Raw genomic sequence first — 23,229 nt, 5'->3', positions numbered from 1 at the left:
CCAAGGCCAATGGCACATCATAGGAGCCTTTGGCCAGTGTTCAGGGAGTAACACGATGTGGAAGCGAACAATCCTTTATCTGAGCGTTCTGATGCTGATCCTGATGCCTTCTTGTCAGCAAAAGCCCAAAGGGCAAGTGATCGTCTACGTAGCCGCACCCCTCTCGGGCTGGCAAGCAGATGGCGGCCAGACCGTGGTCGGGGGCGTGAACCTGATGGCCGACCACCTCAACAAGGCAGGGGGCCTATTGGGCTATGAGGTCAAGGTGATCGCCCTGGACGATGAGGCCGATTCCGATGTGGCGGTAGAAGTAGCGCGCCAGGTGCAGGAAGCCATCGACCGCGGCGAGAGGGTGATCGGAGTAGTGGGACATTACAATAGTGGCCAGACCCTCGCCGCAATGGAAATCTACAAAGACCTGCCCATCATCGTTGTTACACCAACGGCCAGCGACGTCTCCATCACCCAGAAAGGCTACACCAATTTCTTCCGGGTGAACGCCACCGATGCCGCCCAGGCCCCGGTGGATGCTCGTTTCCTGGTGGAGACCCTGGGCGCTAAGCGCATCGCCCTCGTCTACGCCAACAACGAGTACGGTCGTGGGCTGAAGGATCAAATGGTGTTGGCGCTGCGCAACCTGGGTATCGAACCGGCAGCGACCATCGAGATCGAAGAGGCCGCCCCAACTCAGGTAAAGGCGGTGCAACAGATCGCCCAACTGCAGCCCGATGCCGTCTTCCTGGCCGGATACGAGACCGAGGGCTACGTGCTCCTACCAGAGTTGCGTGAGGCTGGCTTGACGGCGACTTTCATGGCCAGCGACGGCTGCTTCCTATACGAATTCATTGACGGATCGGGGCGGGCAGCCGAAGGAGTCTATGTGAGTGGCATCACCCCAGACCCCGATGTCGTTGCCGACGCTCGATGGTGGAAGGACTATCAGGCTCTGGAGAAGCGCAACCCTGGCACTTACAGCATTGCCGGATACAGTGCGTTGGCGGTGATCGCCGAGGGCGTCCAGCGCGCAAAGACCTTCGATGCTGCGCGGGTGGCCGATGCCATTCGCAGCCTGGACTTCAACACCCTGGTGGGACATATAACCTACGACAGCAAGGGCGATTTGCGCGAGCAGCACGTGTACATTTTCAAGGTGGAGAACGGCGATTTCGTGCAGGTGTATCCGGCCCCTTGAGCCCGGGGAGTTATCAGCAGGCCCGCGCCATGCTTGGGGCGGGCCTTTTTGTTGTGGCTCCACTACCAGCGAACGCTCTCTCATCCCTTGGCTATCTCGTACTTCCCATTGTCTAGAGAAACTCATAACCCGGGTGTTTCTGCAAGTTGACGCCGGGCTGACGATACCCTATACTTGCCACCGGGGAAGGAATATGATCGTCGCGCTTGGGGATGCCCTGCTGGATATCGTGTGCCAGACCAGATCGCCTATCCGCTACGGCACCGATTGTTTTGTGCAAGCGACTATCTCACCGGGCGGTTCGGCGGCGAACTTTGCCGTTTGGGTGGCACGCTGTGGCGGCCAGGCCGGGTTGATAGCGAAAGTGGGCGATGACATCCTGGGCCGGCTGATCGTGGATGACCTACGCGCCAAAGGCGTCTGCACCGCTGTGGCGCGAGCCAAAAAGCCGACGGGCGTTACTATGTGCCTGGTGGACCAGACCGGTGAGCGGACTATGTTCGTGGCCCGGGGTGCCACCTCTACCCTGTGCCGAGACGATCTGGACTACCGCCTGCTCGACCAGGCAAGGCTGCTTCATGTCACCGCCTACTCCTTCTTCGAGGATGAGCCGCGGGAAGCGGCACTGACCGCGATGCGTTATGTCAAAAAGAGGGGCGGGTTGCTTTCCCTGGACCCGTCGTCTTACGGCTATCTCTCGGAGTTGGGGAGCGATGCCTTCTATCGTTTAGCGGCCGGGGTGGACCTTTTCTTCCCCAACCTGCACGAAGGACGAGTGCTGACCGGCGCAGAAGAGCCCAAAGACGTACTGGAGGCTCTCCTGGAGCGTTTTCCCTTGGTAGCCCTGAAGCTGGGTTCGGGAGGTGCAATCGCCGGGACGCGGACAGGAGTACATTGCCGCGAGGCAAGAAAAGTCCCGGTGGCAGATACCACCGGGGCTGGGGATGCGTTTGCCGCCGCTTTCATCGTCCAGTGGCTGGCCACAGGCGATGTGGCGGCTGCCCTGGAAGCCGGAGCCAGCCTGGCGGAAGGCGTCATTCAGGTTCCGGGCGCGCGCTTTATGGCAGGCCCACTGCCGCCTTGACCTGGGTTAGGGTCTCAGTGGCTATGACGCGGGCGCGCTTGGCACCATCGGACAGGATATCCCATACTAAGTTGGGGTCGCGGGCCAATTGAGCCCGGCGTTCACGGAAAGGAGCCAGAGCCGCGATCAGGCACTCGGCAAATTCCTCTTTATGCTTGACGCAGCCGATCCCGGCGCGGCGACAGGCCTGGTCAATCTCCGCAACGCGGGCGGCATTGGTGTATAATCTGTGCAATTGCTGTACGTTGCAAATCTCTGGATGACCGGGGTCGGTGCGGCGCTGGCGGGCCGGGTCGGTGACCATGCTCATCACCCGGCGGCGGATCTCATCGGGCTCGGCAGCCAGTTCAATGTGATTGTTGAGCGACTTGCTCATTTTATTCACACCATCTATGCCCAGCACGCGCGGTGTCTCGGTAAGCCTGGCTTCCGGTTCCACGAGCACCTCACCGAAAAGGTGGTTGAAGCGGCGCACGATCTCGCGCGTGAATTCCAGGTGGGGCAATTGGTCCTCACCGACTGGGACCACATTGGTCTTGTAGAGGGTGATGTCGGCGGCCATCAGCACCGGATAGCCCACCAGACCATAGTTCACGTTATCCGGTTGCTGGCGGACCTTTTCCTTAAACGTGGGTAGCCTGGTCAGCCAGCCTAAGGGTGTGACCATCGAGAGGATAGTGTGCAGTTCTGTCACCTGGGGAACATGAGACTGGACGAAGATGATGCTGCGCTTAGGGTCCATACCTGCGGCGAGCCAGTCTAACACCATGTCATAGGTGTTCTCTCTCAGCGCTTCGGTTTCACGCAGCGTGGTTAGAGCGTGCAGGTCCACCACGCAGTAGATGCAGTCGTAGTCCTCCTGGAGAGCGACGTAGTTCTGGATGGCTCCCAGGTAGTTGCCCAAGTGTTGGCGGCCCGTCGGGCGGGCACCGGAGAAAACTCGGCCCTTTTTCATCGATGCCTCCTCCCAAATTTGGTGGGAAGTTTACCACAAAAAGCAGCAGGTGCAAAGACGAAAGATGACCAAAGTCAGACGTGTGATATTCGTTGTGCTCGATAGCGTCGGGGTGGGTGAATTGCCCGACGCCGACCAGTACGGCGACGTTGGATCCAATACATTGGGGAACACAGCCAAGGCGGTCGGGGGTTTGCATTTGCCCAATATGGGCAGCCTGGGTCTGGGCAACATCCTCGAGATCGAGGGGGTGCCCCCGGTGGAGAAACCATTGGGAGCCTACGGGCGCATGGCCGAGGCCTCGGCGGGCAAGGATACCACCATCGGCCATTGGGAACTGGCCGGCCTCTACTCTCCGACTCCATTGCCCACATACCCGCACGGCTTTCCACCTCACCTCATCGCAGAGTTCGAACGTCGCATCGGCCGACCCACACTGGGCAACGTGCCCGCTTCGGGGACAGTGATCATCCAGGTCTTAGGGGCAGAGCACATGCGCACGGGTTGGCCCATCGTTTACACCTCCGCCGACAGCGTCTTCCAGATCGCCGCCCACGAGGACATCGTGCCCATCGAGGAACTATACCGCATGAGTCGCATCGCCCGCGACTTGCTGACCGGCGAGCACAACGTCGGACGGGTCATCGCCCGACCATTCGTAGGGCGGCCAGGTCATTTCGTGCGCACCGAGCGCCGTAAGGACTTCTCCGCACCTCCGCCCGGGCCAACCCTGCTCGACCATGTCTGCGAAGCCGGATTGGAGGTGATGGGCGTAGGCAAGATCGAGGATATATTCGCCAACCAGGGCCTCACACAGTCCAACCACAGCGGTAATAACATGGCCGCGATAGATGCGATTGTGGAATTTATGCGCCAGGACCAGGCCGGACTCATCATCGCCAATCTGGTGGACTTCGACATGCTATACGGCCATCGCAACGACCCGCGTGGCTACGCCGATGCATTGGAAGCGGTGGACCGTCGCCTGCCCGAGATCACGGGCGCGATGCACCCCGAAGACGTGCTGGTGCTCACCGCCGATCACGGCAATGACCCCACCACACCCAGCACCGACCACTCCCGGGAGTACGTGCCCGTGCTCCTGTATGGTGCTCCCATCCGGCCCGGTGTGAACGTGGGAACACGGCCCACTTTCGCCGACCTGGGGCAGACGATAGCCGAATTGTTGGGCGTCAAACCCCTGGGATTCGGCACGAGTTTTGCAGAGGAAATACTCCGGAAGTGAAAAGCGGAGGCCCGACCATGCAACTTTCCATGCCATCTGAGCGTTTTTACGTTAGAGCACAAAAGGTGGTAATATATGGCCAGCCAATGGGGTTCAATCTATCTGACGCGAGGATAAAGGACGAAGATGAGGGCAGTGTTCATCAAGCAAGAGTGTCTGCTCACCAAGCCAGGCGAGGGTCCGGCCCAGGAGAGCGTAGAGGCCGTGCGGCTTTTGTCGCAGAGCGGGCTTTTCTCCATCCTGCTCGACCCCACCCATCGCGGGCCAGACGGTGATGGCCAGAGCACCCGAGAACTACTGGAGCGCCTGTCGGCTGGTGGCGGCCGAATGGACGCGGTAGTCTATTGCCCGCATTCGGTTGAGGATCAGTGCGCCTGCTGGGGTACACAACCCGGCCTTCTCTCAGAAGCAGCGGAACAACTGGACCTGCGCTTGCCCGAGTGCTACCTGATTTGCGATCAACCCGAAGATGTGAACCTGGCTTACACAGTTGGGTGTCGGCCAGTCTTAGTGTTAGGCGAGCGCACGATGAGCGATTTATTCGGCGGACACCAGCCCGAAATCGGCGGGTTCCCGGTGGCCCGGGATATCAGGCATGCGGCTGACTACGTGCTGTGCGAAGAGGAAAACACCCGGCTCCTCGGGCACCCCTATCTGCCGCCCGTGATCGCTCCGGCAGAGAGGCAAGAAGCAGAGGCATTGGTCAAAGAAAGCGCCCTGTTGCCGCGGGTAGATGTACTCTCCCCCGTGCCCCGGATCCGGCGGATTGCCACAGGGAAAACGACCGCCCTGCTGCAGCAGTCTGCTCGATGGTTGGCCTTTTTCGTCTTGGGTGGAGTGTGGTTGAGTTTGGGCATCGCTTACTTGCTCACCCATCTCTACCGCGTGCAACCGTTTCCAGAGTTCGTATGGTATCTCACTCTGCAGTTCATCCCCCGGCCCCTGCGCGGGCTGCTCTTCATCCTGACCGGCGTGGCGGTAGTTGTCATTGCCATGCGGGGCTTGACCCGTATGCTCAACAACGGAAGGGCGAATGGGGGGTGGAAATCGCTCTTCGGCCGATAGGAGAGAGGAAGTACAGCCGGGATTCACTCCCGGCTTTCCTTTTGGCCAGCCACCAGCGACTCTGCCCTAATGGCGGCGCCGCTTTGCCTCTCTGTCTTCGCCAAACACCAGGCTGAGCACCACGCTCACAATACCCACTACCAACCCTCCCCAGAAAGCCGGGACGAATCCGTCCACATAGAAAGGTATATGGAGGGCTTCGGCGATCATCGAGGCTAAAAGGAGCAAAACAGCATTGATCACCAGAGTAAACAGGCCCAAAGTCAGGATCAGGAGGGGACACGAAAGCAGCGTCAGGATGGGACGGAAAAGAGCGTTGACCAAGCCAAAGATGAGTGCCACTGCTACTAAGACGGTCCAGTCTCCGCCGGCATGGATGCCCGGCACGAATTTCGCTGCCGCCCAGAGCGCCAACGTGTAGATAATCCACTGTGCCAGTACTTTCCGCATGATGGGAACTCCTTTCCCTGCCACGAATGTTCTTCTGAGTGCTATACGTGGGTCAGGCGTATCGGTTTCGGCTCTCTGCTCCCTGACAGTTGGGAGATGTCCGCAAAGGTCGCTTTGCTGCTGGTCAGAATATTTCCAGGGCCATCTGATCGAGGCGGCGGACTTCGCTGAAGCCCCGCCTCTTCAGTGCCTCCAGGGTTGCGGTATGACTCGCTGGCACCGTACAGGCAACTCGCGTGCCGGCCCACGGGCGCAGCCGACGCAGTGACTCGTCCACCAGCGCGCTTTCCAGGCTGCCGCATTCAGATGGGGCGACGAGCAGACGCAAGCGCTGCACCCCCTCCGATGTGGCGCTCACACTCAGGCTGGCTACGATATCGCGACCATCCCTCTCCACAACCAGCCTCCAGTGACCACCACCGGTCAACCAGTCGCCCAGAGCCTCCACGATGCCACTTCCCCAGGGCCGGCGGAATGCCCTTGGCGAGACCGGATGATATTTACGAAACGAGGGAGAGGTAGTAGCCAAATACAAGTCGTACAACTGCTGCCAGTCGCCCGCCCGCTCTGGGCGCAGAACGGTGCCGGCGGGGAATTCGGGCTTTGTTTCCATAGCCGGTATCTGGCCGGACAAATCTACCGTCGTCTCATAGCACGTGAAGCCCAGATGCTTATACAACGTCTGGGCAGCCTGGTTGTCACTTCGTACCTGCAAGAGAACGGTGTGTCCACCGCGCTCTTCAATGAGGTTCAGTGCCGCTTCCATTAGTTGACGAGCAATGCCCCGTCCACGGTATTCTGGGTAAACGGCCACGTTGCTGATCATCCATACGCCGCGCCGCTGTAAAGTTACCGTAACATTCCCGACCAAGCGCCGGTCCTCCGCCCACACGAACCCGTTGAGCATATCACTTAGAGGAGCGTTGAGAAGGTTGAAAACGGACAGGATGGGACCAAAGGGAGCCAGACTACGGATCTCGCGCGTGATTTGGTTGCCCGTCTGGTCCAGTTCGGCCCCAAAGGCGAATTCAATCAGGTCGGCTAAAGGCCTTAGATCCCGGCTCAAGTCCAATGGCCGTAATCCATCTGATTTTGAGGCCCCCGTGATGCGATGCGTAATCAAAGGCTCATCCTCACCCTAACAGTCCATTCGCACGTTCCTCTGCGAAAAGTGCCCCTCTTCGGGGTTATTCTATTGCAGCACTGAGTGCTTGTCAATGTAAGTTACCACCCCGGAATTCTCTGCTGTTGCCAACCTCGTGTTAGGAAGGTTACTTGCGTTCAGACCTGATTTATGGTAGAATATATGTGTCAATATCATAGTGGCAACTCACCAGTGGTCGCCGTGCTCTACGGCACAAGGGCAACATCCAGGAGGTGAATCGTGGGAACCAATGACCTGCTCAACAACATTCGCAGACGGATCACGACGGAGACCATCATCGCGTTCGTGTTGGGCCTGCTCATCGGACTCGTGGTTCTGGGATGGTGGATTTTCCCTGTTCAATGGTACAACACGGACCCATCTGACTTGCGACCGCGACACAAGATCACCTATCTCCAGATGATAGCAGACTCGTACGATATAACAGGTGACCTGGATGCCGCCCGGGCTCGCATCGCAGACTTGAAGGGTCCAACGGGCACCGATGCTGAGATTTTGGCGCTGCTGAACCAACTCGCGCAGGCCCATCTGGTAGCCGGAAACGCGGCGGCCGGGGCGCGAGTTCAGAAATTGTCCGGGGCCCTCAATCTAACAGCGGTCTCAGCACCTCAACCGACGGCGACACCTGGGGGGCCAGTACCCGGCAGCCTGGGGAGGACACTGGGTATATTGGTGATGGTGGTCCTCATTCTGTTGGGGCTGGCCATCCTGTTCACCATCCTGCAGCGACGGGAAGGCGAGCGTCGAACACGGATGCGCGCGGTTCGGCCCATGGAGGAAATCGAGGAAGCAGAGGAACTGGAGCCGCTGGGGGCGGAGATGCCCGTTCGAGCAAGGGAGGCTCTCGGCACCTTTGTCGCCTTCTATCGGTACGGTGACGACAACTACGATGACTCCTTCGACATCGAGTGGAACGGCGAATTCCTGGGCGACTGCGGCATTGCCATCGCCGAGACCATCGGCACGGGCACCCCGCGCAATGTGACCGCATTCAAAATGCTCCTGTTCGACAAGCACGGCAGAAAGCCCGAGGAGAGCACCACCCTGCAGAAGTTCCTGGTGAGCGAATACGCCTTTCGCGATGAGAACATCCGCGCTCGCCTGGGGACCAGGGGCGAGATGGTGCCCGTGAGCAAGGGGAAGGTCATCGTCCTGGAAGCGCCGGCCCTGCGCCTGGAGGCAGAAGTGCTCGACATGGAATACAGGACGGGCACCCCTGAGCCCAACAGCGTCTTCGATCGCCTCCAACTGCAACTCACCGTGACCAGGGCAGAGGAAGGCGCGGAGTCATAGCGCCCAACGTGATAATTCGGGACCACGAGGAGCCGAAATATCCCGCCGCCGGGGGAAAGGGTCACTATTTCTGGGTCGGCGTCCTCCTACACTTTATGTTAACTCTTTAGCCACCCATCTACTTGGGGGCGGGGTAGATACCCGCTATAGCCAGGAATATCGGGTCGCGGGAGAATCTCTTCCCAGTTGGATTCCTGACGCAATTGTTGCGGGAAGCGCAACGAAAATGTGCCGCCCCGCACAATAACGGAGAAACATGCCAACTGTCTTGATTTCTGGCCCTTACCGATTCTTCTTTTATTCTGGCGACCGAGATGAACCGCCTCACATCCACGTTGAGCGCGAAAGGAACAAAGGTAAATTTTGGCTTGACCCCGTTAGACTTCAGTATAGCAAAGGGTTTAGCCAAAGTGAGATCAACCAGATACAAAGGCTTGTAGAGGAAAATAGAGAATATTTCTTGGGGAGATGGGATGAATTCTTCAGCGATTGAAATACGGTTGGCCACCGCGCGACATGTTACTGTGACCGAAGACGCTCTGATGGTTGACCTTAGTGACGGGCGCGCAGTTTCAGTGCCTTTGGCATGGTATCCTCGACTTTTACATGGCACACCAAGGGAACGCAATAACTGGCGCCTGATTGGCGATGGAGAGGGCATTCATTGGCCTGATCTTGACGAAGATATAAGTGTAGAAAATCTACTTTTAGGAAAACCGTCGGGAGAGAGCCAGCGTTCGCTAAAGCAATGGCTGGAGCAACGTGCGGCTCAAGGCAAAAAATCCTGAGGAAGAGTGTGCCACCGTAAACACATGTCTTATGGCCATGCTTAACGCTCGGCGCAAGGCTCCAGCGTTTGCCGAAATCTACATGTGACAACTGGAGCGCTGGCGCGCAAGCGATCACTGATGAACAACTGCTAAACGTTCTGGAGGAACATTCTGAAGTCGAACTGATGCGAGCCTTCGTCGTTGTTGAAGCAGGGAGGCACAGGTTCAGGAACTTTGAGAAGAATTAATACGCGATGCGCCTCTATACACATGCTTTGTGCCTATGCCTCGCACGGCGCAAGGTTCCAGTGTTAGGCGACATTCCACTACAGTTCGGGAATCACTGGTTGACCACGTATGGAATTTGAATGGGACCCACAGAAAGCAGCAAAGAACCTACGCAAGCATAAGGTTTCCTTCGCTGAGGCAGCGACGGTGTTCGGTGATCCGCTCAGTGCGACTGTCTCTGATCCCGACCATTCAGACGAAGAAGACCGATACATCATTGTTGGTATGTCGTATCGCTTTCGACTTTTAATAGTGGCTTTTGCAGAGCGCGGCGATCGCATTAGAATTATCAGTGCGCGTGAATTAACACGCGCCGAAAGGAAAGCCTATGAACAAGAAACTTCAAAGTGAAATGGATGATGAACTTCGTTCGGAATATGATTTGCGAGAACTACTCAAAGGTGCTGTCCGAGGAAAATACGCGGAGCGATATCACGCTGGCACGAATCTAGTGTTACTAGACCCCGATGTGGCAAAAGCGTTTCCGACCGAACAAGCAGTGAATGAAGCGTTGCGTCTGGTACTTCAGTTGACCAAGATTCCAGAGGGTAAGAAGCGAGCAGTCAAGGCGTAACGAATTGAGCCCTGCCAAACACGCGCCCACCGATAATGCCACACACGCGACTCCCTGGTATTGGCGGTTGCACATGCGAAAATCGGCCTCTCGCGGGCAAGCAATTCAGTTCTGCTCAGAGCAGCCCACGAGCAAGGCCGAATTTTGTCACAAGGAGGTGATCAATACGGCATTCAAAGTGGTCTTCCTTGCCCATGCTCCTGACGCAGAGCCGGAGAAACACAAGGGCCTTATTGAGACTCCCAAGTACAAACTCTTTGTGAGGGTAGTTCAAAATCAGGCTCAAGCGGTCGAAGTGTGCCAAAATCTTGTCAAAGAAGAAGGGGTTCACGCCATTCTCCTTTGCCCGGGATTTACACACAAGGATATTGCGGAGTTAGCCGAAGCGGTCGGACAGAATGTGGGTGTTTTCGTAGCCAGAGGAGATAGCCCAAGCAACAGGATTGTGGCAGAGGTGATGCAAAGGGAGGGCTGGTTTTCAAAATAAGTTTCCCTTATTTATCTTAAAGTCTCCCACTACTTCACGCCCGGGCGCCGGCCTCGAACAGGCTGCGATACTCCTCGACAGCGAAGCGGTCGGTCATCCCGGCGATGTAATCGCAGATGACCTGCTCCAGTGACGCCGTACCGAGGCGCGCCTGGATGCCCGGCGGCAATTGCGTCGGCTCCCTCTGATAGGCGCGGAACAAGTCGGTTACAATGCGCTGCCCCTTCACCTGCATTCGCATCACCCGGTAGTGGCGGTAGAGATTCCGCAATAGGAAATCCTTCAGTTCGCGGTTCTCCGCGGTCATCTCATCAGAATGCCCGGCCAGCATCGCCTCTGCGGTCCGGACATCTTCCACCGATCGGATCCCCCGCGCGTCTAATCGCGCCGCAGTGGCTTGGATCACGTCGGTTACCTCTGCGTTCACCAGGTAGCGGACTACGCGCCGGCGGTCGAACTCGGAGAGCCCGTGGGTCATATCAATTTCCGTTGCTCGCACCGCCCGTTCCCAGAGAGACAGTCCCATCAGTTGCTGCGGGGTGATCAGTCCAGAGCGCAGGCCATCGTCCAAGTCGTGCGTATTATAGGCGATCTCATCGGCCAGGCTGACCAACTGCGCCTCCAGCGTGGGGTGAAGTTCCGGCTCATAGCCAGCCGCGTCGGTCGTGTCGTACTCAGTGACGTGTTTGACAATGCCCTCGCGCACTTCCCAAGTGAGGTTCAGGCCAGGGAAATCCGGATAGCGTTCCTCCAGCACCGTAACGATGCGCAGGCTCTGCATATTGTGGTTGAAGCCGCCCTGATCTGCCATCAGTTCATTAAGCGCCACCTCACCAGCGTGTCCGAAGGGGGTGTGGCCCAAGTCGTGGGCCAGGGCAATGGTCTCCACCAAGTCCTCGTTGAGCCCCAGTGCCCGGGCCATGGTGCGCCCGATCTGGGCTGCCTCCAAAGTATGGCTGAGACGAGTGCGGTAGTAGTCCCCTTCGTAGTGGATGGGATCACCCATTGCCAGGAGCGGGATGAACACCTGGGTTTTGTTGCGCAGACGTCGGAAAGCGGTGGTATGAATGATGCGGTCGCGGTCGCGTTGAAAAGCGGTGCGGTAATCGTGTTCGCTTTCGGGGTACTCCCGCCCCCGCGATTCCCTGCTCTTCACCGCGTAGGGTGCTAACCGCCGCTCTTCTTCCTCTTCGAGCATCCGTCGGTCCACATACATAATTGTTTCGTCCTCCTGCCGGCTTGACTCAGGTTCAGTTCTATTCTACCATTTCGGACAGGGTGGTGCAAGTGCAACGGACGATCATTCACTTGGATTTGGATGCGTTCTTCGCCTCGGTGGAAGAACTGCTCGACCCCAGCATCGCGGGCAAGCCCATTATTGTCGGCGGCAGCCCAAAGGCCCGCGGGGTCGTTTCCTCGGCATCGTATGCGGCGCGAGCCTATGGGGTGCGCTCGGCAATGCCCACCTCTCAGGCACTGCGCCTCTGTCCTCAGGCTATCCTCCTCCCTGGACACCGGTCAGAGTACAGCCACTATTCACGCCGGGTAATGAGAATCCTGCGCGAATACACACCCCTGGTGGAACCCATCTCCATTGATGAGGCATTCTTGGATTTAACGGGGACAGAACTGCGCTGGGGTCCACCAGAAGCCCTGGCGCGCACCATCCAAGAGCGCATTCAGCGAGAACTGGGGCTCTCCGCATCGGTAGGCGTAGCGAGCAATAAACTCGTGGCCAAGATCGCCTCAGGTCTGCGGAAACCGGGTGGATTGGTAGTAGTACCGCCCGGCCAAGAGGCGGCATTTCTCGCCCCTCTGCCGATTGAGATGCTCTGGGGCCTGGGCCAGGTGATGAGTCGTCGCCTGAGGGAACAGGGCATTGAGACCATCGGCCAATTGGCAGCACTACCGGATGAACAACTGAAGGCCCTGTTTGGCGAACACGGGCGTGACATCCGTCTCCGGGCGCAAGGTATTGACCCCCGGCCAGTGGAGACAACTCACGAACCCAAGTCTGTCAGCCACGAGTACACCTTCGCCCGCGATGTCGGCGATCCCGACGAGTTGCGGCGCACCCTGTTGGCCCTCAGCGATAAGATAGCGGCCCGCCTCCGCGCCGACAAGTTGCGCGCCCGAACTATCACCCTCAAGTTGCGCTATCCGGACTTCACTACCATCACCCGCAGTACCACGCTGTCCCAGCCAACTAACCTGGGCGACACCATCTACGAGCAGGCACGTGCCCTGTTAGAGAAAGTCTGGCAGCAGGGCACGAAAGTACGTCTCCTCGGCGTCGCTACCAGCAACCTGGAGACGAAGATGCGGCAACTGAGCCTGTTCGAGACATCGGAAAGCCGCCTGGACCGGCTGAGCCGGGCGGTGGACGAGATCCGCCGCAAATACGGCGAGGACGCCATCACTCGCGCCTCGCTGCTCCAGACACCGGAGGACGGCGAATAGCGTTGGTCCTCACCATCCTCCAAATCCAGGGAGATATGGGAGTGGGCGCGAGGGTGGTTCAGACTGTTCTCAAATCAAGAAGGGATTGTATCGTCGCTCCTGGCCGATGGTCGTGGCCGGGCCATGACCCGGGTAGACGACAGTTTCATCCGGCAGGGTGAGCAACTTGGTGCGGATACTATCCAGAAGCGTCTGACGGCTGCCGCCGAGGAAGTCAAAGCGCCCGATGCCCCCTTGAAATAGCGTGTCGCCAGTGAATACCACGCCCTCTTTCTCTTCGTACAAGCAGATGCCTCCCCGAGAGTGGCCTGGGGTGTGGATCACGCGGAGATGAACACCCCCCACATCCAGCACGTCGCCCTCGGAGAGCATCACATCGGCAGGCGGGCTTGGCTTCAGCACGCCGAGCAAGAATGAAAAAGCGGCCAGGGGGTTGGTCAACATCCCCGCGTCGGCGGCGTGAATGGCAATGGGGGCATTGGTGGCCTCTTTGATCCGCCCGTTGGCCAGGATGTGATCCACGTGCCCGTGGGTATTCACGATCATTTTGACAGTCGCGCCCAATTCGGCAATGACATCGAGTATCTTATCGGCATCACCGCCAGGGTCAATCACCAACGCTTCTGAGGTGGCCTTATCTCCCACGATGTAGCAGTTGGCCTGCAATGGACCTACGACGAGTGTTTCGATGAACAACGTTAGCCTCCAACGAAGGGAAAGTTGTCCGCCATTATATCTGAAAGGGGCAGGAGAAGCCAAATCCATGGTTCTCTTTTTGCACAGGGTCAGGAAATGAGTAAACTTCACTCAACCGCGAAGCAATCATGGGAGGGCAACTATGCGATTCTCCAGACTTCTGGGCCGTACACTCCGTGAGACGCCAGCGGAGGCTGATCTCATCAGCCATCAACTGATGTTGCGGGCCGGGATGATCCGTCCGCTTGCCGCGGGCATCTACAGTTACTTGCCTCTGGGGTGGCGCGTGCTGCGCAAGATCGAGACTATCATGCGCGAAGAGATGGACGCCATCGGAGGACAAGAAGTGAGCCTGCCCGTGGTCAATCCTGCCGAAGTCTGGATAGCCACTGGCCGCTACGATGCGCACGCTCCAGGCCCGGCGCTGGTGCGGTTCAAGGACCGTGCAGGTCGGCCAATGGTCCTGGCTATGACTCACGAGGAAGTCGTTGCCGACCTCCTACGCCGCGAGATACACTCCTACCGCCAACTCCCGCTGATGGTGTATCACATTCAGACCAAATTCCGCGACGAGCCGCGGCCCAGGGGCGGCCTGTTGCGAGCCCGAGAGTTTACCATGAAAGACGCCTACAGTTGCCATGCCGACTCGGCCAGTCTGGACGAATACTATCCGCGCATGTACCAGGCTTACACGAACATTTTCCGACGCTGCGCCGTAGAGACGATCGCAGTGGAGGCGGATACCGGTATTATGGGCGGCGCAATCTCCCACGAGTTCATGATCGTGAACGAGGAGGGCGAGGACACCCTCATCCTCTGCCCAGGCTGTGGCTACGCAGCCAACGCAGAGAAAGCCATCTTCGCCCTGCCACCGCAGGAGAGACAGCCTGAACAGCCAATCGAGGAGGTGGCCACGCCAGGGTGCGAGACGATTCAGAGTGTGGCCGAATACGTGGGGGTGCCCACTCGACAGACCTTGAAAGCCGTCTTCTACACCACGAGCGAGGGCCAGGTCATCTTTGTCGTGATCCGTGGCGATCTGGACGTGAATGAGGTCAAGTTGTCCAACGTGCTGGGCGGGACGGGACTAGAGCCGGCCAGCGATGAGGCCCTCCGAGAGGCCGAGATCGTAGCCGGATATGCCTCGCCGGTGGGCTACACAGGCAGCGCACGGGTGATCGCCGACCAATCCATCACCGCCGGCAGCAACTTTGTGGTCGGGGCAAACAGAGAGGGCTACCACCTCAAAAACGTCAACTATCCCCGCGACTTCACAGCGGATATGGTGGTGGACATCGCCTTGGCGCGAGCCGGCGATGCCTGTGCCAAATGCGGGAGGGCACTCACCGCGGTACGGGGCATCGAACTCGGACACCTGTTCAAGTTGGGGACCAAGTACAGCGAGGCGGTGGGGGCAACTTATCTGGACCCGAACGGACAAGCCCGACCCATTGTCATGGGCTCCTATGGTATAGGCACCGGGCGGCTCATGGCTGCGATCGTGGAGCAGCATCACGACGAGAAAGGCATCGTATGGCCAGCGTCTGTTGCACCCTTCCAGATTCACTTGGTCGCTCTGAGCACCAATGAACCAGAAGTGGTCGAGCAGGCAGAGAAACTGTACCGGGAACTGGAGGAACGGGGGTACGAAGTCCTCTACGACGACCGGGACGAGACGGCAGGGGTCAAGTTCAACGACGCAGATCTGATTGGCATCCCTTGGCGTCTGACCATCAGCCGGCGCACACTGGCCCAAGACGGCATTGAAATCAAGCGCCGGGATGAAGCGAGAGGACGCTTAGTGAAACGGGATGATCTCTTTGCAGAACTCGACGCAATGCTCAGAGCACCCAACAACGAATATTGCCCAAAGGACACTGCACAATGAACATCAGCGACGACCTGCGTGAAAGACTGCTGATTTATCAGAAAAATGAGATCACCGAGCATCACATTTACAAAAAGTTGGCTGGGCGAGTCCAACTATCTGAAAACCGACGGATATTAGAGGACATTGCCGATGATGAGTTGCGCCACTATCGCCAGTGGCGCAACTACACCCAGCAGGATGTAACCCCGAGCCAGTGGAAGATCTGGCAGTACTATTGGATCAGCCGGGTTTTCGGCTTCACCTTCGCCGTCAAACTGATGGAGCGGGGAGAGGAAGATGCCCAAGAACACTACGAGCAGTTAGAGGAAGTGATCCCCGAAGCACATGAGATCTTTCTGGATGAGAATCATCATGAGGCGGCGTTGCTCCAATTGCTGGACGAAGAAAGACTTCGCTATACCGGCTCCATCGTGTTGGGTCTAAACGATGCGTTGGTGGAATTGACCGGTGCGCTGGCTGGTTTGACCTTGGCGCTACAAGACACAAGGCTGATTGCCCTGACTGGTTCGATCACTGGCATCGCCGCTGCCTTATCTATGGCGGCCTCCGAGTACCTGTCCACGAAGGCAGAGAAGACGGTCAAGAATCCGGTGCGAGCCTCTATTTACACGGGAGTGACATATCTGGCCACCGTTCTGCTCCTCATCCTTCCTTACCTGCTGCTCACGAACTACTACCTGTGTTTGAGTTGCACGCTGGTCGGGGCCATCTTGATCATTGCCCTGTTCAACTACTATGTCTCTGTAGCCAAAGACGAACCATTTACTAGGCGGTTTTTTGAGATGGCAGGGGTGAGCCTGGGAGTTGCGGCATTCAGTTTCTTGCTTGGCTTCCTTATGCGCACCTTCCTGGGCGTTGATATCTGAGGGATCGGGCTGTCATTGACAACCAACCTGCTTGGTTGTACAATGTTAGCAAACGGTAGAAGAGGATGGTCCCCATGCGCATACGCGACTTTCGACTTGAGGATTGCGAAGCCATTGTGGAGATCCTCAAGGCCAATCTCCAGTACGGTGACCCTGAGAGCGAGGGCCCTGAGGCTATGCGCCGCGTGCAGGAGTGCCAGGCTGCCGTGTTCCTGGTAGCAGAGGAGGATGGCAAACCCGTCGGCATGAGCCGCGGCGTTTACGACGGCTCGAAGGCTCTCATCCACATCGTTTCCGTACATCCCGACTACCAGCGGCGCGGCATCGGCACCGCCTTAGTGCGCGAGACAGCCCGCCGTTTCAAGGAGCGGGGAGCCACCAGCCTCATGGTCACCGTGCCGGGCGATAACCTCGAGTTCTGGAAGAAAATGTCTTTCCGCCAGACCACCCGGGTGATGCTGGCCCATCCCATTGACAAAGTGATCGGCGAGTAAGCCTGAACCCGAGTGATGCCCGCATATAGAAACGTCCTCCCCATGGAGGACGTGGCGCTTATCACGAGAAAATCCCTTTATCAGAGCAATGCACCCTCATCACTGGGATCGAGCCTTACCTTTCTCCTTCCCCTCCTTCAGTTGGCGGTACAGAGCGATCAAATTCCCCCGGTGAAGTTGGCGCACGAGGCCATCCAGCGGGATGCGCGATTTGCCACACTCCTCGATATCAATGCTTCCCAGCGCCTCTTCAGGTTGACCCTTGTCCAGAACCCTCTTGACCGCTTGGTAGATGTTGGTCAGATAGGCGATGCTGGAATCCACCTCCTCGCCCAATTCGCCCCGCAGGATGATTTGCCCGTGACCTTGGATAACGCTGTCGGGTCTCAGGTTCTTGATGGTTCTGAGCGACTCGGCCATTTGTTCTCGGTCGCCCCAGACAATGTAGGGCACGGGCAGGAGCGCGTCGGCAGCGAAGAGGATTTTGTCGCCTTCGACAAAGACGCCGATGGAATCTGGGGTGTGGCCGGGCAAATGAATGAGGCGTAGCGATCGCGCCCCCAGATGCAGATACATCTCATTGTCAAATATCATGTTGGGAATGCGCAATTCTACCTCGGCCAGGGCAGGGGTCTCGCGTTTGGCTTCGGTCAGGCTCTGCTCACCCAAGCGCAGGAGTTTCTCCCGACAAAGGCGGTGGGATATGACCTCCGCACCGCTGAAAAGATAAGTGCCGTATGTGTGGTCGGAGTGATAATGGGTGTTGATGACGTAGCGAATGCCACCACTGCCATACTGACGGGCGAAAGTCAGCAACTCCCGCGTCTCCTGAGGGAAGGGCAGGGTATCAATGATGATCGTACCCTCCGAGGTGAGAATCACCCCGGCGTTGACTTGGGCGTACAAGTCGCTGGTGAAGACAAAGATGTCCTCCGCGATTCTCTCCCGTCTCATACTCCCCTCGTCCGATCTTGCCGTCCCCAACTACGGTTCACGGGCAAAGATAGCACAGATTAAGACGAAAGTCAAGAAAATAAGTGATTTTTCGAAGGTGTCAACAGCAATCTAACTTTACACTAGTCGCCTGAGAACATGAGAAATGCACAAAACCCTTGACAGAGACCCTCTTCAGTGGTAAAATATCAATTGCAAGGGTTAGGGTGGCAAAGTTGCAGGCGGGTCTGGCTCCAATCTTCTCCTCAATTGCCTGCTCATGGTGATGAGTTCACAAAATGGTGAACCACACTGCCTCAAGTAGCGCGGAAGACACGGCGATGAGCCACGGTGGCATCAAGCGCTAAAATTGGGCATAAAGGAGGTGAGAAAGAAACCAACAATTTGTTCTGCAGTGGACCATTTTCCTAATTAAATCAAGAAAGGAGTATCCGCAATGGCTGCTGTATCTGGGGAGAAGAAAAGTTGGGCTGACAGGCTGTCCGATGCAATGGAAGCGCTGGCCCCGTTGTTTGACCAGCCGCATCTGGCCTCCGTCCGGGATGGCTTAGCCGGTTTGATGCCCCTCTTGATCACTGGAGCCTTCAGCCTGCTCATCCTGCAGTTCCCCGTCCCCAGTTGGCTGGAGTTCCTCGATGCGAACCCCGAACTATCCAGCAAACTGTGGGTGCCCTTCAACATGGCTTATGGCTTGTTGGCCCTGTTCGCCTCCGTAACTATTTCCTACCACCTGGCACGACGTAAAGGACTCGACCCCCTGATGCCTGCCGCCCTGTCACTCTTGGCTTTCATCACTATTGCCAGTCCAATTCTGGGCGCGTGGGGTGAGCAGGGTCTGCCCGGCACCTATTTCGATAACCAGGGCCTCTTTACCGCCATCATCGTCGCCCTACTTTCGGTGGAGATCTACAACTGGTTCGTCAAGCGCAACCTGGTTATCCGAATGCCGGAAGGAGTGCCGCCCTCCATCACAGCCGCCTTCGTGGCCCTGATCCCCGCCATCGTGACTTTCCTGCTAGCCTGGCTCGTGCGCGTCGTACTAGGGATTGATGTAGCCCATGGGGTGGTCGTGGCTCTCTCCCACATCGTGCCTGCCGCTTCCTCTTATGTGGCGGCGGCCATCGCCGAAAGCATCCATGCTTTCCTGTGGACCCTCGGTATCCACGGCGACCTGACCATCGGCATCGTGCTCTCGCCCATTTGGACCAGCAACCTAGCAGACAACGCTGCGGCTTTGGCCGCGGGCAAGCCACTGCCCTGGATCTACACTGACCTCTTCCGCAGTTATGTCGTGCCTGGCGGCTCCGGTGCTACCCTGCCGCTGGCTATCTATCTCATCCGCTCCAAGTCCGCTCGGCTGCGCCGGGTGGGCTGGCTGGGAATCTGGCCCGGCATCTTCAACATCAATGAGCCCATCACCTTTGGCACGCCGGTCATCTTCAACCCAGTGATGGCTATCCCCTTCATTGTCATCACCTTCCTCAACACCACTGTGGCCTGGATCGCCCACGTGATCGGCTTTGTGCGCCCGACCGCTGTTGCTGCTCCCTGGACGCTGCCCACGCCCATCCTGATGTACCTGGCCACCGGCTACGACTGGAAAGCAAGTATCCTGGGGATCATCACCGAGTTCGTCATCCCGGGTATCATCTGGTACCCGTTCTTCCGTGCCTGGGAGCGTCAGGTGCTGGAGAAAGAGGGAGCGTAAGGATATCCCAGCCTACAACTTCGACCACCCGAGGGGAGGGTACCAGGTGGCACCCTCCCCTCTCCCTGAGACAAAGCGAATACATCACCGTGGGGTAATGCCTTGAAACTAACTATTATCGGCACCGCCGGAGTCCGCACCCCGCTCATGTTGCGAGGGGTAATACGCCATCAGCAAAAGTTGGGCCTCACAGACCTCTACCTGATGGATATCAACGCTGAGAATCTAGCCCTCATCCAGATGGTGAGCCAGCCCGTGTTGCGTGAGGGGAAAGCCACTTTCCGCACGATCTGGACGACCGATGCCCGCCAGGCTATCGAGGGCGCCGACTACGTGTTGACCACCTTCCGCGTGGGCGGCATTCGCTCCCGAGTAACCGACGAGCGCGTGCCCTTGCGCTACGGTGTGTTGGGCCAGGAGACGACCGGACCGGGCGGTTTTGCCATGGCCTTGCGTACTATCCCGGTGATCTTTCATTACGCCAAACTGATCGCCCAATTGGCGCCGCAAGCCTGGCTGATCAATTTCACCAACCCGTCCGGGCTGATCACCGAAGCCCTGTCCAACCACAGCGATTTCCAACGCGTGGTCGGCATCTGCGACAATCCGGCGGCTATGCATCGGGCCTTGGCTCACGCCTTGGGCGTGGCGGCGGAGGACCTTTTCTTAGAATACTTCGGGCTGAACCACCTGGGTTGGGTGCGAGCAGCATACCTCAATGGCCGAGATGTCCTGCCAGATGTCATCGCCAGCCTAGTCAAGGTAGGTAAACCCATCCCAGGACTTCCCTTTGACCACAAGTTCATCGCTGCGCTGGGTCTGATCCCCAACGAATACCTGTATTTCTACTATCATAATGCCCAGGCTGTACAACACATCCTTGCTGCCGGGAAAAGCCGGGGAGAGCAGATCCAAGAGCTGAACGAGTGGCTCTTCGCCGAACTGAAGCGCCTGCGTGATGACGGGGCAAGCGAAGAGCAGATTCTGCAGACCTATATGGCCTACCTGATGAAACGCGGCGAGACCTATATGACCGTGGAGACCGGACACAAGCCGGAAATCGAAGGGCTGGAAACGGCCCTGGAGGAAGAGGGATACGAGGGTGTGGCCCTTGGGGTGATAGAGTGCCTCTCGGGAGTACGTCGGGGCATCTCCATCCTAAATGTGCCCAACCGGGGGGCCATCGCCGGCATGAATGAACGAGACGTGGTAGAGGTCACCTGCTACCTGGGCAAGTCTATCGTGCGGCCCATTGCCATCGGCTCTGTTCCCGACCATGCCCTGGGGCTGATGAAGCAAGTGAAGGAATTCGAGCGCCTGACCATCGAGGCCGCACTCTCGGGCTCATACCAACTCGCGCTCAAAGCCCTGGCCCTACACCCGCTGGTGCCTACCTATGAGATCGCCAAACGCATCCTGGACGATTACATAGAAGCACATGGCGATCTTTTCCCGCCATTGCACTGAATGGGGAGGAGAACTCAATGGACTGGATTCGCATTCGCCTCATACCATCGTTAGTGGCCATCGCGGAACAACGCCACATGCGTGCCATCCGTGATGGGATGATGGGAGTAATGCCCATCATCATGGTCGGTAGTTTCGCCCTCATCTTCGGCATCTTCAGTGGTTTCATTGGCTTCGGCCAACAATTCTTCGAGATTTTCAACTTGACTATGGGTATTATGGGACTGGCCGCCGCCTTTTCGGTCGCTCATGCTCTGGCCAATGAGTATGGCTTAGACACATTAACCACCGCCCTTGTCTCAGTCTCCGCTTTCTTACTCTCCATTCCGGTGACCCTCCTGGGTAACCCAGCCGAGGGCCCGGTGACGGAGTACACCATCGCTTCCCGTTTCCTGGGCGGCGAAGGATTGATCGTCGGCATTTTGGTGGGCCTGCTCACTGTCGAAGTGACCCGCTTTTTCACGCAGCGTCGTCTGACCATCCGCATGCCGCCGGGAGTACCTCCAGGCATCGCCGCTCCTTTCCAGGCTATTGTCCCAGCGGCGGTAACGATCCTGATTATCTGGGTCATACGAGTCCTCTTGGGAATCAGCATCCATGACGTAGTACTTGCCGTTGTGCGCCCACTGCTGAGCGCTGCCGACACGTTGCCGGCTCTTCTGTTGGCCGTGCTACTGATCAACCTCCTATGGAGCGTCGGCATCCACGGGGCAGCGGTGGTCGGTTCCATCCTGTTGCCCCTTATCTTGCCCCTGCTGGCCGCGAACGCCGATGCTGCGGCGCGCGGGGAAGCAGTGTTGCCCCATATTGTCACCGAGGGGCTGGTCTACTGGTTCGTCGCCATCGGCGGCGTAGGTGGAACCTTGGGGTTAGTCATCCTAATGCTGCGTTCCAAGTCCGCCCGTCTGCGCCAGGTCGGACGTTTAGCACTGCTGCCAGCCATCTTCAATATTAACGAGCCGGTGGTCTTTGGCGTGCCCATTGTCCTGAACCCCGTTCTCTTCATTCCCTTCATCCTCGGTTCGCTTGTGACCACTACCATCGCCTATGCGGCTATGGCTCTGAACCTGGTGGGGCGGGTCTATGCCGCCATTCCTTTCGTTCTCCCCTTCCCCATCGGGGCCTATATGGCTACGGGCGATTGGAAAGCGATCCTCTTGGCAGCGATGAATCTGATTATCAATACTGCCATCTGGTATCCATTCTATCGGGTCTATGAGGCACAGATGATCAGGGTGGAGGTGCCAGCCGGAGGGGAGGAATGAAGCGGCAACTGATTGTCAATGCCGATGATTTTGGCCGCACGCCTGGTGTGACCGAGGGGATCCTGCGCGCCCATCGGGAGGGCATCGTTACCAGCACTACCGCGATGATGAATTTGCCCTACGCACGGGAAGCACTGCGATTGGCAGCACAGTATCCGAGGTTAGGAGTGGGGGTGCACCTGAATTTTACATTCGGGTCGCCACTGCAACCGGCAAAAGAGGTTTCCACGCTCGTGGATGCGAATGGCCAATTCTACAGACCTGAAGTGCAATTGATGCGCGCAGCGCAGGTGGACTTGAGCCAATTGCGTGCCGAGTGGGTGGCTCAGATCGAGGCCTTCCGCGCCTGCGGACGAGAACCAGACCACCTGGATTGCCACCACCCGGCCCACATTCACCCCCTCTTCTTCGGCGTTTACCTGGAACTGGCCGAGAAATACCATCTGCCATTGCGCATGCCTTTGCCCCCTGAAGAGTCTATAGAGAGCGCCCAGCCCCCAGCAGTGCTGGGGAACCAGATCCCCCTGGACATAATACGCCAGGTAGTGGCCCAGAATTGGCAATTGGTGCGCGCGCGCAAACTGACTTACCCCGATCACTTCGTGGGCGACTTCTATGGAGAGAAACAACTCACACTGGAGTGGCTACTGACTGCTTTGCCGCAATTGGCCCCTGGAGTTAGCGAACTGATGACCCACCCCGGCCTGGCCGACGAAGAACTGTTGGCTCACAGCAGTTATGCCCAGGAGCGAGAGCGCGAGTTAACTTTGCTCTGTGACCCCCAGGTGCGGGCCTTGATAGAGGACTTGGATATCGAATTGGTGACCTTTCGGATACTGTGCGAGTGAATATCTCGCTC

General features: G+C 57.9%; 23 protein-coding genes. 17 read left to right on the top strand and 6 right to left on the bottom strand.

The window, feature by feature from the left end; all coding sequences use genetic code 11:
* Positions 1 to 55: 55 nt before the first annotated feature.
* Together H5T64_04900 and H5T64_04895 are read left to right on the top strand one after the other, a co-directional pair.
* Positions 56 to 1,192, top strand: a complete 1,137-nt coding sequence (locus tag H5T64_04900; protein MBC7263680.1) for a branched-chain amino acid ABC transporter substrate-binding protein — start codon at positions 56 to 58, stop codon at positions 1,190 to 1,192.
* A gap of 193 nt (positions 1,193 to 1,385) precedes the next feature.
* Positions 1,386 to 2,276 (top strand): sugar kinase, encoded by an 891-nt coding sequence (locus H5T64_04895; GenBank protein MBC7263679.1) that lies wholly within the window; start codon positions 1,386 to 1,388, stop codon positions 2,274 to 2,276.
* Here H5T64_04895 and trpS read toward each other — a convergent pair.
* The gene (gene trpS, locus H5T64_04890; protein ID MBC7263678.1) at positions 2,251 to 3,231 is read right to left on the bottom strand and encodes a tryptophan--tRNA ligase; all 981 of its coding nucleotides are present in this window, start codon (positions 3,229 to 3,231) and stop codon (positions 2,251 to 2,253) included. The two genes, H5T64_04895 and trpS, sit on opposite strands and share 26 nt — an antisense overlap.
* 64 nt (positions 3,232 to 3,295) lie before the next feature.
* On the opposite strand from trpS, the gene H5T64_04885 reads away from it, so the two are divergent.
* Complete coding sequence (locus H5T64_04885) at positions 3,296 to 4,477, top strand: phosphopentomutase (GenBank protein ID MBC7263677.1); 1,182 nt, start codon at positions 3,296 to 3,298, stop codon at positions 4,475 to 4,477.
* A 126-nt stretch (positions 4,478 to 4,603) separates the two neighbouring features.
* Positions 4,604 to 5,542, top strand: coding sequence for a hypothetical protein (locus tag H5T64_04880; GenBank protein MBC7263676.1), 939 nt, complete (start codon positions 4,604 to 4,606; stop codon positions 5,540 to 5,542).
* 66 nt (positions 5,543 to 5,608) lie between these two features.
* On the opposite strand, the gene H5T64_04875 is transcribed toward H5T64_04880, so the two are convergent.
* Together H5T64_04875 and H5T64_04870 are read right to left on the bottom strand one after the other, a co-directional pair.
* Positions 5,609 to 5,992: a phage holin family protein gene (locus tag H5T64_04875; GenBank protein ID MBC7263675.1), complete on the bottom strand. Its 384-nt coding sequence runs from the start codon at positions 5,990 to 5,992 to the stop codon at positions 5,609 to 5,611.
* A gap of 124 nt (positions 5,993 to 6,116) precedes the next feature.
* Positions 6,117 to 7,115 carry a GNAT family N-acetyltransferase gene (locus H5T64_04870; protein ID MBC7263674.1) on the bottom strand — a complete coding sequence of 333 codons (999 nt, stop codon included), beginning with the start codon at positions 7,113 to 7,115 and terminating at the stop codon, positions 6,117 to 6,119.
* Positions 7,116 to 7,376: 261 nt separating this feature from the next.
* Between H5T64_04870 and H5T64_04865 the strand changes: the two genes are divergently transcribed.
* From H5T64_04865 to H5T64_04845, 5 genes are all read left to right on the top strand, one after another.
* Positions 7,377 to 8,450: a hypothetical protein gene (locus H5T64_04865; protein ID MBC7263673.1), complete on the top strand. Its 1,074-nt coding sequence runs from the start codon at positions 7,377 to 7,379 to the stop codon at positions 8,448 to 8,450.
* A 256-nt stretch (positions 8,451 to 8,706) separates the two neighbouring features.
* Positions 8,707 to 8,943 (top strand): DUF4160 domain-containing protein, encoded by a 237-nt coding sequence (locus H5T64_04860; protein MBC7263672.1) that lies wholly within the window; start codon positions 8,707 to 8,709, stop codon positions 8,941 to 8,943.
* On the top strand, positions 8,924 to 9,238 hold the full coding sequence (locus H5T64_04855) for a DUF2442 domain-containing protein (protein ID MBC7263671.1): 315 nt from the start codon (positions 8,924 to 8,926) through the stop codon (positions 9,236 to 9,238). The genes H5T64_04860 and H5T64_04855 overlap by 20 nt, the downstream gene beginning before the upstream one ends.
* Before the next feature lie 339 nt (positions 9,239 to 9,577).
* Positions 9,578 to 9,859, top strand: coding sequence for a BrnT family toxin (locus tag H5T64_04850; protein ID MBC7263670.1), 282 nt, complete (start codon positions 9,578 to 9,580; stop codon positions 9,857 to 9,859).
* Entirely contained in the window at positions 9,837 to 10,082 is a 246-nt protein-coding gene (locus tag H5T64_04845) for a hypothetical protein (GenBank protein MBC7263669.1), read from the top strand. Before H5T64_04850 ends, H5T64_04845 begins: the two co-directional genes overlap by 23 nt.
* A 521-nt stretch (positions 10,083 to 10,603) precedes the next feature.
* Here the strand turns inward: H5T64_04845 and H5T64_04840 are convergent.
* A complete protein-coding gene (locus H5T64_04840) occupies positions 10,604 to 11,785 on the bottom strand; it encodes a deoxyguanosinetriphosphate triphosphohydrolase (protein MBC7263668.1) in 1,182 nt (393 codons plus the stop codon).
* A gap of 71 nt (positions 11,786 to 11,856) precedes the next feature.
* On the opposite strand from H5T64_04840, the gene H5T64_04835 reads away from it, so the two are divergent.
* The gene (locus tag H5T64_04835) at positions 11,857 to 13,029 is read left to right on the top strand and encodes a DNA polymerase IV (protein ID MBC7263667.1); all 1,173 of its coding nucleotides are present in this window, start codon (positions 11,857 to 11,859) and stop codon (positions 13,027 to 13,029) included.
* A 69-nt stretch (positions 13,030 to 13,098) separates the two neighbouring features.
* Here H5T64_04835 and H5T64_04830 read toward each other — a convergent pair whose 3' ends face one another.
* Positions 13,099 to 13,725: an MBL fold metallo-hydrolase gene (locus H5T64_04830; GenBank protein MBC7263666.1), complete on the bottom strand. Its 627-nt coding sequence runs from the start codon at positions 13,723 to 13,725 to the stop codon at positions 13,099 to 13,101.
* A 142-nt stretch (positions 13,726 to 13,867) separates the two neighbouring features.
* Here H5T64_04830 and H5T64_04825 point away from each other — a divergent pair, with 142 nt between their 5' ends.
* The 3 genes from H5T64_04825 (at position 13,868) to H5T64_04815 (ending at position 16,976) form a co-directional block, all read left to right on the top strand.
* Positions 13,868 to 15,613, top strand: coding sequence for a proline--tRNA ligase (locus H5T64_04825; GenBank protein MBC7263665.1), 1,746 nt, complete (start codon positions 13,868 to 13,870; stop codon positions 15,611 to 15,613).
* The gene (locus H5T64_04820; GenBank protein ID MBC7263664.1) at positions 15,610 to 16,482 is read left to right on the top strand and encodes a VIT1/CCC1 transporter family protein; all 873 of its coding nucleotides are present in this window, start codon (positions 15,610 to 15,612) and stop codon (positions 16,480 to 16,482) included. Before H5T64_04825 ends, H5T64_04820 begins: the two co-directional genes overlap by 4 nt.
* A gap of 74 nt (positions 16,483 to 16,556) precedes the next feature.
* Positions 16,557 to 16,976 (top strand): GNAT family N-acetyltransferase, encoded by a 420-nt coding sequence (locus H5T64_04815; protein MBC7263663.1) that lies wholly within the window; start codon positions 16,557 to 16,559, stop codon positions 16,974 to 16,976.
* A gap of 99 nt (positions 16,977 to 17,075) precedes the next feature.
* On the opposite strand, the gene H5T64_04810 is transcribed toward H5T64_04815, so the two are convergent.
* Positions 17,076 to 17,930, bottom strand: coding sequence for an MBL fold metallo-hydrolase (locus H5T64_04810; protein ID MBC7263662.1), 855 nt, complete (start codon positions 17,928 to 17,930; stop codon positions 17,076 to 17,078).
* Positions 17,931 to 18,366: 436 nt separating this feature from the next.
* Here H5T64_04810 and H5T64_04805 point away from each other — a divergent pair, with 436 nt between their 5' ends.
* The 4 genes from H5T64_04805 (at position 18,367) to H5T64_04790 (ending at position 23,218) form a co-directional block, all read left to right on the top strand.
* The gene (locus H5T64_04805) at positions 18,367 to 19,638 is read left to right on the top strand and encodes a PTS sugar transporter subunit IIC (protein MBC7263661.1); all 1,272 of its coding nucleotides are present in this window, start codon (positions 18,367 to 18,369) and stop codon (positions 19,636 to 19,638) included.
* 102 nt (positions 19,639 to 19,740) lie between these two features.
* The gene (locus H5T64_04800) at positions 19,741 to 21,105 is read left to right on the top strand and encodes a 6-phospho-beta-glucosidase (protein ID MBC7263660.1); all 1,365 of its coding nucleotides are present in this window, start codon (positions 19,741 to 19,743) and stop codon (positions 21,103 to 21,105) included.
* Between the two features lie 17 nt (positions 21,106 to 21,122).
* Positions 21,123 to 22,370 carry a PTS sugar transporter subunit IIC gene (locus H5T64_04795; protein ID MBC7263659.1) on the top strand — a complete coding sequence of 416 codons (1,248 nt, stop codon included), beginning with the start codon at positions 21,123 to 21,125 and terminating at the stop codon, positions 22,368 to 22,370.
* Complete coding sequence (locus tag H5T64_04790) at positions 22,367 to 23,218, top strand: carbohydrate deacetylase (protein ID MBC7263658.1); 852 nt, start codon at positions 22,367 to 22,369, stop codon at positions 23,216 to 23,218. Before H5T64_04795 ends, H5T64_04790 begins: the two co-directional genes overlap by 4 nt.
* The last annotated feature ends 11 nt before the right edge of the window (positions 23,219 to 23,229 follow it).

The organism is Chloroflexota bacterium, from assembly GCA_014360825.1.
GTDB lineage: Bacteria > Chloroflexota > Anaerolineae > UBA2200 > JACIWT01 > JACIWT01.
This window is presented reverse-complemented; position numbering and strand designations above follow the sequence as displayed.

What these genes read in the sequence shown, in the direction of transcription:
- H5T64_04820 (MBC7263664.1), top strand. Translation starts at nt 15,610, where the DNA reads ATGAACATCAGCGACGACCTGCGTGAAAGACTGCTGATTTATCAGAAA.
- H5T64_04795 (MBC7263659.1), top strand. Translation starts at nt 21,123, where the DNA reads ATGGACTGGATTCGCATTCGCCTCATACCATCGTTAGTGGCCATCGCG.
- H5T64_04885 (MBC7263677.1), top strand. Translation starts at nt 3,296, where the DNA reads ATGACCAAAGTCAGACGTGTGATATTCGTTGTGCTCGATAGCGTCGGG.
- H5T64_04895 (MBC7263679.1), top strand. Translation starts at nt 1,386, where the DNA reads ATGATCGTCGCGCTTGGGGATGCCCTGCTGGATATCGTGTGCCAGACC.
- H5T64_04790 (MBC7263658.1), top strand. Translation starts at nt 22,367, where the DNA reads ATGAAGCGGCAACTGATTGTCAATGCCGATGATTTTGGCCGCACGCCT.
- H5T64_04810 (MBC7263662.1), bottom strand. Translation starts at nt 17,930, where the DNA reads ATGAGACGGGAGAGAATCGCGGAGGACATCTTTGTCTTCACCAGCGAC.
- H5T64_04850 (MBC7263670.1), top strand. Translation starts at nt 9,578, where the DNA reads ATGGAATTTGAATGGGACCCACAGAAAGCAGCAAAGAACCTACGCAAG.
- H5T64_04815 (MBC7263663.1), top strand. Translation starts at nt 16,557, where the DNA reads ATGCGCATACGCGACTTTCGACTTGAGGATTGCGAAGCCATTGTGGAG.
- H5T64_04845 (MBC7263669.1), top strand. Translation starts at nt 9,837, where the DNA reads ATGAACAAGAAACTTCAAAGTGAAATGGATGATGAACTTCGTTCGGAA.
- H5T64_04840 (MBC7263668.1), bottom strand. Translation starts at nt 11,785, where the DNA reads ATGTATGTGGACCGACGGATGCTCGAAGAGGAAGAAGAGCGGCGGTTA.
- H5T64_04880 (MBC7263676.1), top strand. Translation starts at nt 4,604, where the DNA reads ATGAGGGCAGTGTTCATCAAGCAAGAGTGTCTGCTCACCAAGCCAGGC.
- H5T64_04860 (MBC7263672.1), top strand. Translation starts at nt 8,707, where the DNA reads ATGCCAACTGTCTTGATTTCTGGCCCTTACCGATTCTTCTTTTATTCT.
- H5T64_04825 (MBC7263665.1), top strand. Translation starts at nt 13,868, where the DNA reads ATGCGATTCTCCAGACTTCTGGGCCGTACACTCCGTGAGACGCCAGCG.
- trpS (MBC7263678.1), bottom strand. Translation starts at nt 3,231, where the DNA reads ATGAAAAAGGGCCGAGTTTTCTCCGGTGCCCGCCCGACGGGCCGCCAA.
- H5T64_04900 (MBC7263680.1), top strand. Translation starts at nt 56, where the DNA reads ATGTGGAAGCGAACAATCCTTTATCTGAGCGTTCTGATGCTGATCCTG.
- H5T64_04855 (MBC7263671.1), top strand. Translation starts at nt 8,924, where the DNA reads ATGAATTCTTCAGCGATTGAAATACGGTTGGCCACCGCGCGACATGTT.
- H5T64_04805 (MBC7263661.1), top strand. Translation starts at nt 18,367, where the DNA reads ATGGCTGCTGTATCTGGGGAGAAGAAAAGTTGGGCTGACAGGCTGTCC.
- H5T64_04875 (MBC7263675.1), bottom strand. Translation starts at nt 5,992, where the DNA reads ATGCGGAAAGTACTGGCACAGTGGATTATCTACACGTTGGCGCTCTGG.